11 protein-coding genes and 1 tRNA gene are annotated in these 9,806 nt (G+C 45.2%); 11 read left to right on the forward strand and 1 reads right to left on the reverse strand.

All coding sequences use genetic code 11. The annotated features are described in order from the left end of the window. Positions 1 to 26: 26 nt before the first annotated feature. From HY877_04710 to HY877_04735, 6 genes are all read left to right on the forward strand, one after another. Entirely contained in the window at positions 27 to 1,211 is a 1,185-nt protein-coding gene (locus HY877_04710; GenBank protein MBI5299579.1) for a phosphoglycerate kinase, read from the forward strand. Beyond that, positions 1,208 to 1,975: a triose-phosphate isomerase gene (locus HY877_04715; GenBank protein ID MBI5299580.1), complete on the forward strand. Its 768-nt coding sequence runs from the start codon at positions 1,208 to 1,210 to the stop codon at positions 1,973 to 1,975. Before HY877_04710 ends, HY877_04715 begins: the two co-directional genes overlap by 4 nt. Before the next feature lie 9 nt (positions 1,976 to 1,984). Further along, positions 1,985 to 2,314, forward strand: a complete 330-nt coding sequence (gene secG, locus HY877_04720) for a preprotein translocase subunit SecG (protein ID MBI5299581.1) — start codon at positions 1,985 to 1,987, stop codon at positions 2,312 to 2,314. A 229-nt stretch (positions 2,315 to 2,543) separates the two neighbouring features. Further along, positions 2,544 to 2,625, forward strand: a tRNA-Leu gene (locus HY877_04725). Between the two features lie 32 nt (positions 2,626 to 2,657). After that, positions 2,658 to 4,271, forward strand: coding sequence for a hypothetical protein (locus tag HY877_04730; GenBank protein ID MBI5299582.1), 1,614 nt, complete (start codon positions 2,658 to 2,660; stop codon positions 4,269 to 4,271). A gap of 5 nt (positions 4,272 to 4,276) precedes the next feature. Beyond that, positions 4,277 to 5,449: an acyl-CoA dehydrogenase family protein gene (locus HY877_04735; GenBank protein ID MBI5299583.1), complete on the forward strand. Its 1,173-nt coding sequence runs from the start codon at positions 4,277 to 4,279 to the stop codon at positions 5,447 to 5,449. Positions 5,450 to 5,470: 21 nt separating this feature from the next. Here HY877_04735 and HY877_04740 read toward each other — a convergent pair whose 3' ends face one another. Continuing rightward, positions 5,471 to 6,142, reverse strand: a complete 672-nt coding sequence (locus tag HY877_04740; GenBank protein ID MBI5299584.1) for a hypothetical protein — start codon at positions 6,140 to 6,142, stop codon at positions 5,471 to 5,473. A 334-nt stretch (positions 6,143 to 6,476) separates the two neighbouring features. Here HY877_04740 and HY877_04745 point away from each other — a divergent pair, with 334 nt between their 5' ends. The 5 genes from HY877_04745 to HY877_04765 form a co-directional block, all read left to right on the forward strand. Next, positions 6,477 to 6,686, forward strand: coding sequence for an AbrB/MazE/SpoVT family DNA-binding domain-containing protein (locus HY877_04745; GenBank protein MBI5299585.1), 210 nt, complete (start codon positions 6,477 to 6,479; stop codon positions 6,684 to 6,686). Then, positions 6,683 to 7,060, forward strand: a complete 378-nt coding sequence (locus HY877_04750; protein MBI5299586.1) for a type II toxin-antitoxin system VapC family toxin — start codon at positions 6,683 to 6,685, stop codon at positions 7,058 to 7,060. Before HY877_04745 ends, HY877_04750 begins: the two co-directional genes overlap by 4 nt. Before the next feature lie 46 nt (positions 7,061 to 7,106). Beyond that, complete coding sequence (locus HY877_04755; GenBank protein MBI5299587.1) at positions 7,107 to 8,660, forward strand: aldehyde dehydrogenase family protein; 1,554 nt, start codon at positions 7,107 to 7,109, stop codon at positions 8,658 to 8,660. Between the two features lie 59 nt (positions 8,661 to 8,719). Continuing rightward, a complete protein-coding gene (locus tag HY877_04760) occupies positions 8,720 to 9,034 on the forward strand; it encodes a GIY-YIG nuclease family protein (GenBank protein ID MBI5299588.1) in 315 nt (104 codons plus the stop codon). 17 nt (positions 9,035 to 9,051) lie between these two features. Next, on the forward strand, positions 9,052 to 9,806 hold a 755-nt coding region (locus HY877_04765; protein ID MBI5299589.1), incomplete at its 3' end, for an aminotransferase class III-fold pyridoxal phosphate-dependent enzyme.

Raw genomic sequence — 9,806 nt, forward strand, 5'->3', positions numbered from 1 at the left:
TTTTAATTTTTGGTTTTCCTTTAAATATGCCAATCAAATACATCGATGAAATTCAGTTGACCAACAAACGTGTTTTTATTCGCGTCGATTTCAATGTGCCGCTTAATGCTGAAGATCAAGTAGCTGACGACACACGCATCAAGGCATCCCTTTCTACCATCCAATACGCCCTCAAACACAAGGCGATTATCATTTTGGCCTCTCATCTGGGCAGACCCCAAGGGGAGCGCAACGCCAAATACTCTCTGGCGCCCGTGGCAGAGCGATTGATGGAACTTTTGGAACTTCCTTCTGTTATCTTTCCCGAAGATTGTATCGGAGACGGGATCAAGAAACTTTCTCTGGAAATGAAACCCGGGCAAGTCATGATGCTCGAAAATCTGCGTTTTCACAAAGAGGAAGAAGAAAACGACGAAAATTTCGCCAAAAAACTCGCCTCACTATGCGATGTCTATATTAATGATGCCTTTGGAACCGCCCACAGAGCTCATGCTTCCACCGTTGGCATGGTGAAATTCGCTAAAGAAAAAGGCGCCGGCTTCCTCATGAAAAAAGAGATCGAATTTTTGAACAAGATTGTGTTGAACCCCGCCCATCCTTTTGTGGCAATTCTTGGCGGCGCCAAAGTCTCCGACAAAATCGACGTTCTCTCAAATTTGCTTAATAAGGTGGATTCACTGTCGATTGGCGGGGCCATGGCCTATACTTTTCTGGCGGCCCTCGGCGCCAAGGTTGGAAATTCCAAAATTGAAAAAGAGAAAATTTTCCTCGCCAAAAAAGCGCTGGAGAGGGCAAAAACAAAAGGGATTCCCATTTTGTTGCCCGTAGACCACATGATTGCCCAAAGTCTGGACGCAAACGCCCCAACCAAAATTACCGAGGGAACCGACATTCCGGAAGGGTGGATGGGAGTTGATATCGGTCCCAAAACGGCGGACCTTTTCTCGAAATCTCTAGAAAAAGCTAAAACCATCTTTTGGAATGGTCCACTGGGCGTTTATGAAATTGATAAATTTGCGCAAGGGACTTATAGTGTCGCCCGCGCCACAGCCTCCATGAAGGGGGTTAAAATTGTCGGCGGGGGAGATTCTGTTTCGGCAATAATCCACGCGGGACTTGAATCCAAAATCACCCATATCTCGACGGGTGGTGGAGCGAGTCTCGAATTTATTGAGGGAAAGAAATTGCCGGGACTGAAAGCATTATCATGAAAAACAAACTGATCATCGCCAATTGGAAAATGAATAGCACCGTTACGGATGCACTCAAATTCCTCGCGGTCTTTCGTCACGAAATGAAGGGAATGACTCCGTGTGAGGTTGTATTATGTCCGCCATTCACATGTCTCTACGCGCTGGGGGAAGCGTTTGAAGAAACTCCTTTTAAACTCGGCGCACAAAATATGCATTGGGAAGAGTCCGGCGCTTTTACCGGAGAAATATCTTCACTCTTTTTAAAAGATTTAAATGTTCAGTATGTCCTTTTGGGTCATTCCGAAAGAAGAACGCTTTTTGGCGAAACCGACATTAACATAAATAAAAAATTGGAGCAGGCCATCCATCAAAAAATCACACCGGTTGTTTGCGTGGGCGAAACCGATGAGGAACATAAAGAGGGAAAAACATTTGCAGTGTTGGAACACCAGATCAAAAAAGCGTTGGATGGGCAAATCCGCTCTGAACTTGCCACAATGGTCTGGGCTTATGAACCTGTGTGGGCCATCGGCACCGGCAAAAATGCAACACCCGATCAGGCGCAAGAGGTGATTAGCTGGATGCGAACTCTTTTGGCAAAAGTGCTGGATGACCCTACAGCTTCGACTATGCGTATTTTGTATGGAGGAAGTGTTTCCGCTGAAAAGGCGAGAGGATTTTTGAAACAATCCGATATTGATGGACTGCTGGTCGGTGGCGCAAGTCTTGATCCGCAAAAATTTGCAAATATCGTACAGTCCGCCCAAGAACAAAACGCCTAAAGGAGAATCATGGATACGATCGCCGTTGCATTGCATGTTTTTATCTGTCTGTTTTTAATCGCCCTTATTATGTTGCAAACGGGAAAAGGGGCTGATGTTGGAGCGGTATTCGGCGGCGCTTCGCAAACTTTTTTCGGAGGAAGAGGCCCAGCCACATTTTTGAATAAATTGACAATTATTGTTTCAGTGATTTTTTTGCTCACATCCGTCTGGTTGTCAAAAATCGGGTCAAACAAGGGAGAGGAATCCGTAATCGGCACCGTGCCCATTACAACACCAGCAACTACACCGGCTCCAGTTCCGGTAACGCCAGAAGTGCCGGTTAAAGAGAAAAGGTAATCTTTGAGAATTTACCGAGCCTTGCGAAAATTGCCATGGAATCTACCGAGTGAGCAAAGCGAACGTGAGGGGGAGACTCCGCCGGCTTTGCCGGTGGAGGGGGCGACGCAAGCCCCTACAAATAGACGAGGAAGTCGACGAAGGAAACTGGAAACGTACTGAGTTGTACGTTGAGGATTTTCTGAGGAGACTGACGAAGTATACGGCAATTTTCGCAAGGCGATGATAGGCCCAGGTGGCGGAATTGGTATACGCGCAGGACTAAGGATCCTGTGGGGAAACTCTTGCGGGTTCGAGTCCCGCCCTGGGCACAAGAAGGTGAAAAATCTATGAGATCAAAGGAATGAAGCGACTATCTTTTCTTTTTTTATTGGCGCTCCTTCTCGTAGCTTCCACCGCTTCAGCCCGACTCAATGTCTCAGTCACACAAAATCCGGCTATCTATCAAATCCTCGATACGCTAACTGCGTTTGGTCTTATTGATGATTACATGCTTGGTCAGCGCCCCCTTTCGGAAACAGAAATCTTCCGTCTTCTTAACGAAGCAAAAACAAACCTTCCGCGGGTTAAGGGTCAGAAGATAGAGCCAAGGGCAATGTTGTTATTGGCCCAATGTGAACACTTTCTTCCAGATAAAAAAGAAACTATCGCCGATACCCTGAGAATAACTCCCCTGCAACATTTCAGTCTTCAATATCTTTTTCTCGACAGCCCCTACCGTTTCGTAACACCCACTGTTTCCAGTGCAAAGATAGATGCGTTGATAAACCCACTTGTGGCTTATGAAGGAGGTCGTCCTTATAAAGACGAACACAATTTCATGTTTGAGTCAGAACACGCAATCCATCTTGGCTCTCACTTTGACATTTCAGGTCAACCTCAATTCCTTTTTGCAAAACAAAACAATGGGGCAGAAGACACCATGCAGTGGAGTTTTGATCATTTGTATTTGAGATCTGAATTCAAAAATATCGGCATGCAGGACGGTCGTGACCAGCTTGTCTGGGGTTTTGACCCGGAAGGGGGGAATATTTTTTCAATCAATGGCAGAGGTTTGGACATGTTGAAAATTTCTAACATCACCCCTTTTCATCTGCCATGGATTCTAAAATATCTTGGAAAAATGAACGCCACTTTCTTTTTTGGCGATCTAACTCATGGCACAGTTTTTCCTTATACCTATATCACAGGATACAAACTTTCCTTTCTCCCCCACAAAAATTTTGAATGGGGTTTTACAACGGCTCTCGTGAGCGGCGGTTATGGTTCTCCACAGGCCTCTGTGGGAGCGCGTTTTGTAGATACCATTGGCGGTTATATTCCCAATCTTATCGGTCTTGGAAATCCGATTGACGCCTTTGCTTCCAACCGAATCGGCGCTTTCGAATTTGCCCTGCGTATTCCTAAATGGCGCGGGACACAAATCTATTGGGAATTCAGTCTCGATGATGCCAATTTCAACCAATACAAATTTGTGTATGAATCACTGAACCACGCCGGAATTTTTATTCCCCGGCTGACCTCCGATGGACGCAACCAACTAAGACTCGAATACAAAAATGCCGGTTTTCTTCCCTACCGCCATGAACAATTCATCTCCGGATGGACAAACAACAAACTTCTGCTCGGAGACGCGTTGGGACCCGATGCTCAGGGAGTTTATGTTCGATACGATTTTGCCCCAACTTATTACTGGCAACATCAGTTGGGATTTGTCTGGGAAGAGAGGGATAGTGATCTTTACAGTATCCCCATCATACACAAGACCGTTGAAAACCCGGCAGAAACACGATTTCGCTGGTGGGCCGGTTGTCGCTGGAGAAGCACGGAGGCATTTGAAATTGCCTTGCGTGCAGGCTACGAAAGGGTCCAACAATTTAATTTCATCCCCGGCGACGACCGGAATAATTTTTTGACGGACATCAAATTGACATGGTATCCCGAATTCGATAGTTGACCTTTATGTCCAAATTAAATTGTACCGATTTTATAAATATCAGCTCTCTTCTCAGCGAAGAAGAGATTCAAGTACAAAATATGGCGCGGAATTTCACGGAGAAAGAAATTCTCCCCATCATCACCGAACATCATCGCAACGCCACTTTTCCGAAAGAAATTTTTCCAAAAATGGGGGACCTTGGTTTTCTCGGCGCCACACTTCCACAGGAATATGGTTGTGCCGGTTTGAACAATGTTGCCTACGGTTTGCTCATGCAGGAGCTGGAACGCGGCGATTCGGGCATGCGTTCGGCCGCTTCGGTACAGGGCGGGCTCGTGATGTACCCTATCTTCACCTACGGAAGCGAAGAGCAGAAGAAAAAATGGTTGCCTGCACTCGCCTCCGGAAAAACAATCGGTTGTTTTGGTCTGACGGAACCCGATTTCGGTTCCAACCCCGCGGGCATGCTCACAAAAGCAAAAAAGAACGGTGGAAAATGGATTTTAAACGGCGCCAAAATGTGGATCACCAACGGCACCCTTGCCGATGTCGCTGTAGTTTGGGCTCGCAATGACGCTGGCAAAGTCAATGGTTTCCTCGTTGAAAAAGGCATGAAAGGTTTTTCAGCCCCCGAGACAAAAGGCAAATTCAGTCTGCGCGCTTGTGTCACCTCCGAATTGGTTTTAAAAGATGTAGAAGTGCCGGAAGAAAACAGACTGCCAAAAGCGGAAGGCCTGAAAGCCCCGCTAAGCTGTCTGACGCAAGCACGCTATGGAATTTCGTGGGGAGTGCTGGGCTTGGCCATGGCCTGTTTCGAATGCGCGGTTGAATATTCCAAAACACGCATTCAATTCAACAAACCAATCGGCGCTTTTCAACTCACACAAAAAAAACTGGCCGACATTTTAACGGAGATCACAAAGGGGCAATTACTTTCCCTGCAGCTGGGACGTCTCAAAGATGCGGGCACCATGAAACCGGAACAGGTTTCCATGGCCAAGCGAAACAATTGTGAAATCGCACGCCATGCTACACATCTCGCCCGCGAAATTTTGGGAGCCAATGGAATTTTGGATGAATATCCGGTCATTCGCCACATGCTCAATATCGAAAGCGTTTACACCTACGAGGGCACTCACGACATCCACACACTGGTGCTAGGCGAAACCATCACCGGCATTCCGGCGTATCGGTAATTAAACTCGTTACAACTCCAATTACGGGCAGAAAGAAAGTTTTTTGGCTCCTAAAATAAAACGACCCACTAATACAGGGGCTCCACCCGGAATTTTGTCATTCACCGTTTTCACGGCGAGCCTTCCATTCTCCTCAACAAATTCGCGGATTGCCCAATCCGATTCAGCAAGATTGGCAAATTGAATGGCTCTATCTCCCCGTTCGTTAGTCACAACCTTTCCAAAGAGCCGTTTGTTACTTGTTGAAAAAAGAACATAAAGTTCTCCTCCACCAATAGCAATTTGCTTAATTGCTCCACCGTTACTTTTACATCCTCTTCTATTCTCCTGGCGTATTTCTTTCACATCCCCCGTTTCTACATTTCGACGAAATAAAAACCCATCAGAACTTTCGAAAAATCCTTCCTTTGGAGTCTGAATGCTGTATTCATATTGTCCTGTGTCTTCCTGAATGGTGATTCGGTCATTACTGATTTGTACGGCTGGATTTAACTTGGGCAGGGCGACCGTAGATTTGGTTCGGATTTGTTGTAGTGCCTCCGCGGCGGCTCTTAATTCTTCTGCGGTATCAAGATCACTTTGAGAACCTTCCTTTTCGGCAATTTTTGAGATTTCTGTCCGTACTCCCTCCGGCAAATCAAGCGATGTCACCGAAACCGGCCTGATTATTGCTTCCACTTTTGCGTCTCCCATATATCCTCCTTTAAAATTAAGGGTGCCTCTACAAACCCCGCATTTGTCATCCCTGCCCCTGCCTCCGCAGGGGTAAACTCCAGCAGGAATCCAGCAATTTATTACTGGTTCCCGACTTTCGTCGGGACGACGTCTGGATCCCGACTGGAGCCTGCCCCGTACTCGATACGGGGTCGGGATGACGTTTTTAGAGATTCCCTTAAGAATTGTTGTTTCTAACCCTGTTATCGCCTTCTGTCAAAAAAAGTTGCTTAAAATTCTGTTTTTCTTGGGGTAATACAAATTACATAAACCGTTTGACAAAATATCGTATTTGACTTACCATTACACCATAATGACTTACACCTCTCTTTCCACAAAATATCAGGTGGTTATTCCCAAAGAGGTTCGAGAGCGGATCGATATCAAACCGGGCCAAAAATTCATCATCTGGGAAAAGGGTGGGGTTATCTATCTCATCCCCGATATAAACATTAAATCAATGGAGGGTTTTCTTAAGGGAATGGATGCAAATAATGTGCGGGACAGGAATGACAGAACATGAGCGGCGCCGTTCTTGATTCCTCCATCTGGTTGGAATATTTTGTGGGCGGTAAACACGCCAAAACTTGTTTTAAATACATCCAGACCCACAAACCCCTATGGACGCCCAGCCTTGTTATCTATGAAGTTTACAAAAAAATCTGCAAAGAAAAATCTGAGACGGAAGGACTGCTCGTCATTACTCAAATAGAAGGCCAATCGGAAAATATTATTTCGCTGGATGAAAGACTGGCTCTTTTTTCAGCAGATATAAGTCTGAAACACAAACTCGCCATGGCAGATGCCATCATTTATGCCACCGCTATACATCAGGAAGCCCAATTGATTACAAGAGACCATCATTTCAAAGGACTTGATGAAGTGATCTTGGTTTGACTTCACAAAAAAACTGGTGTTTGTTGCCCTCGCTCCGGGGGTATTTATGATTAAAAAAGGTTTAAGCCTGATGACGGGAAAGGTTGAAGAAACGGGCCAAGGACAATTCGAATCAACAAATCCATCCAATTTGAAAGATGTTGTTGCTGTTTTTGGCATTGCTACGGAAGCACAAGTTGAAAAGGCCTGCGTCAAAGCCAAAGAAGCTTTCAAAAAGTGGAAGAAAACTCCCGCTCCTGTGCGCGCAGGGATCATTCAAAATTTTGGCAAGTTGCTTGAAAAAAACAAGGAAGCCCTCTCCCAAATTGTTACGCGCGAAATGGGAAAACCAATTCGTGAAGCCAGAGGCGATGTGCAAGAAGCCATCGATACCTGCAACTTTTTTGTGAGCGAAGGCCGACGTCTTTACGGAATGACTATTCCCTCTGAAATGCCAAACAAAGAACTTTATACCTATCGCCGTCCGGTCGGCGTGTTTGCGTGCATCACCTCCAGCAATTTTCCGGTGGCGGTTCCTTCGTGGTATTTTGTTCCGGCACTTGTTGCGGGAAACACTTGTGTCTGGAAACCCCCTCAAGATGCACCACTTACCTCCTACTATTTTGCGCAATTACTCTATAAATCAGGACTTCCCGACGGAGTTTTCAATGTTTTATTTGGAAAGGGTTCCAAATCAACGGGCGAATATTTAATCAATGCCGTCAATAAAGGTCTCATCAATAAATTTGGATTTACCGGTTCCACCGAAGTTGGTCAGCACATCGGCGAAGTCTGCGGACGCAATCTTCAAAACCCGTGTCTTGAACTCGGCGGAAAGAATCCCATGGTGGTTATGGAAGACGCCGACATTGATTTGGCGGTGACGGGAGCGTTGTGGTCCGGCTTTGGAACCGCCGGACAGCGTTGTACCAGTCTTGGAAATCTGATTTTGCACCAATCCATTCGTAATAAATTTTTAAAATCGTTGGTTGAAAAAGTTGCGGACTTGAAAATCGGCGATCCGATGAAAGAAGAAACCAGTTATGGCCCGATGATTTCAGAAAAATTTCTGAACGACCATCTCAAAAATCTGGAAACACTGATTGAACCTCATCACAAACTTTTAACCAATCCCAACGGTCGAATTACTTCCAAAAAACCGTGGAAAAATTTCGTTGGTGATCCGTCTGCCGGCGTTTTTGCATTTCCAACCATCGTTGACAATGTGCAGGCAAAAGACAAACTCTACTCCACGGAAACTTTCGGACCTTTTTTTAATGTGATGACCTGTCGTGATCTTGATGAAGCGTTGGCTTTCGCCAACGACACCGGTTACGGTCTCTCTTCGGCAATCTACACCAACACGCCAAGATATATTTATCAGTGGAAAGAGGAAATCACCGCCGGCATGACTTCAATCAACAACTCAACCACCGGCGCGGAAGCGCATCTCCCCTTCGGCGGAAATGGAAAATCCGGAAACGGATCCAGACAATCGGGAGTTTGGGTTTTAGATCAATTTACAAAATGGCAGTCGGTCAACTGGGATCTCTCCGGAAAACTACAACTGGCGCAGATGGATACCGCCTATGTAGCACCGGATTTGGAATATACGATATAATTGTCATTCTGATCCCTTCGCCGTTATTGTCATCCTGAGCGAAGCGAAGGATCTTCTTTATGAAACAATACTACGTTTACATCATGGCTAACCAACCCAAAACTCTTTATACCGGTATTACAAACAATTTACCAAGAAGGGCTTATGAACACAAAAATAAATTGATTCGGGGTTTTACAGAAAAATATAATGTAACCAAACTTGTCTATTTTGAGGAAACAGAAGATGTTAATGTGGCCATCGCTAGAGAAAAACAGATAAAAGGGTGGTTAAGGAAAAGGAAGATTACGCTCATTGAATCCATGAATCCGCATTGGAAAGATATAAGTGAAACGTTTATGACGAATGCAGATTCTTCGCTTCGCTCAGAATGACAAAGGACAAAAGCAGAATGACAATGGACAATATGACCTCTTTTACAAAAAATTATAAGGGACAGAAGACTCTCACGACTTTGAAGAGGCGCATTTTGGTCGATGGTTTTCATATCGTGATCGATTTGAAAAAAAGCAAAGGGGCGTATGTCTATAATGAACTTGACAATAAAACATACCTCGATTGCTATTCGTTTTTTGCAACGCTCCCCATCGGATTCAATCATCCGGGCTTGAAAAACAAGGCATACCAAAAAGCTCTTCAAGAAACTTCCCAAGTCAAAATTGCTTTAAGCGATGTTTATTCGGAATATTACGCCCGATTTGTGGATGTCTTTGATACGCTGGCTCTTCGCAAACAATTTCGTCATCTCTTTTTTGTGGAAGGCGGCTCACTTGGTGTTGAAAATGCTCTCAAGGCGGCGTTCGACTGGAAAACACGTCTCAATCTCAAACGTGGCGAAGAAATAGAGGCGAACCAAATCATCCACTTTCGCCAATGTTTTCACGGACGAAGCGGTTACACTCTTTCCCTGACTGATTCTTTTGATTGGCGCAAAACAAAATATTTTCCGAAATTCCCGTGGCCCAGAATTTTAAATCCCAAGATCAATATTTACGAAGAAGAACTTTATCCCGTAACCGTTGAGGAAAGAGAAAATGTCGCCGTGGCACAAATCACAGCGCATCTCAAACAATTCGGCCAGCAAACAGCGGCTATCATTATAGAACCCGTTCAATCCGAAGGCGGAGATAATCACTTTCGCCCCGA

The sequence above is a fragment of the Deltaproteobacteria bacterium genome (assembly GCA_016213065.1).
Taxonomy (GTDB): domain Bacteria; phylum UBA10199; class UBA10199; order SPLOWO2-01-44-7; family SPLOWO2-01-44-7; genus JACRBV01.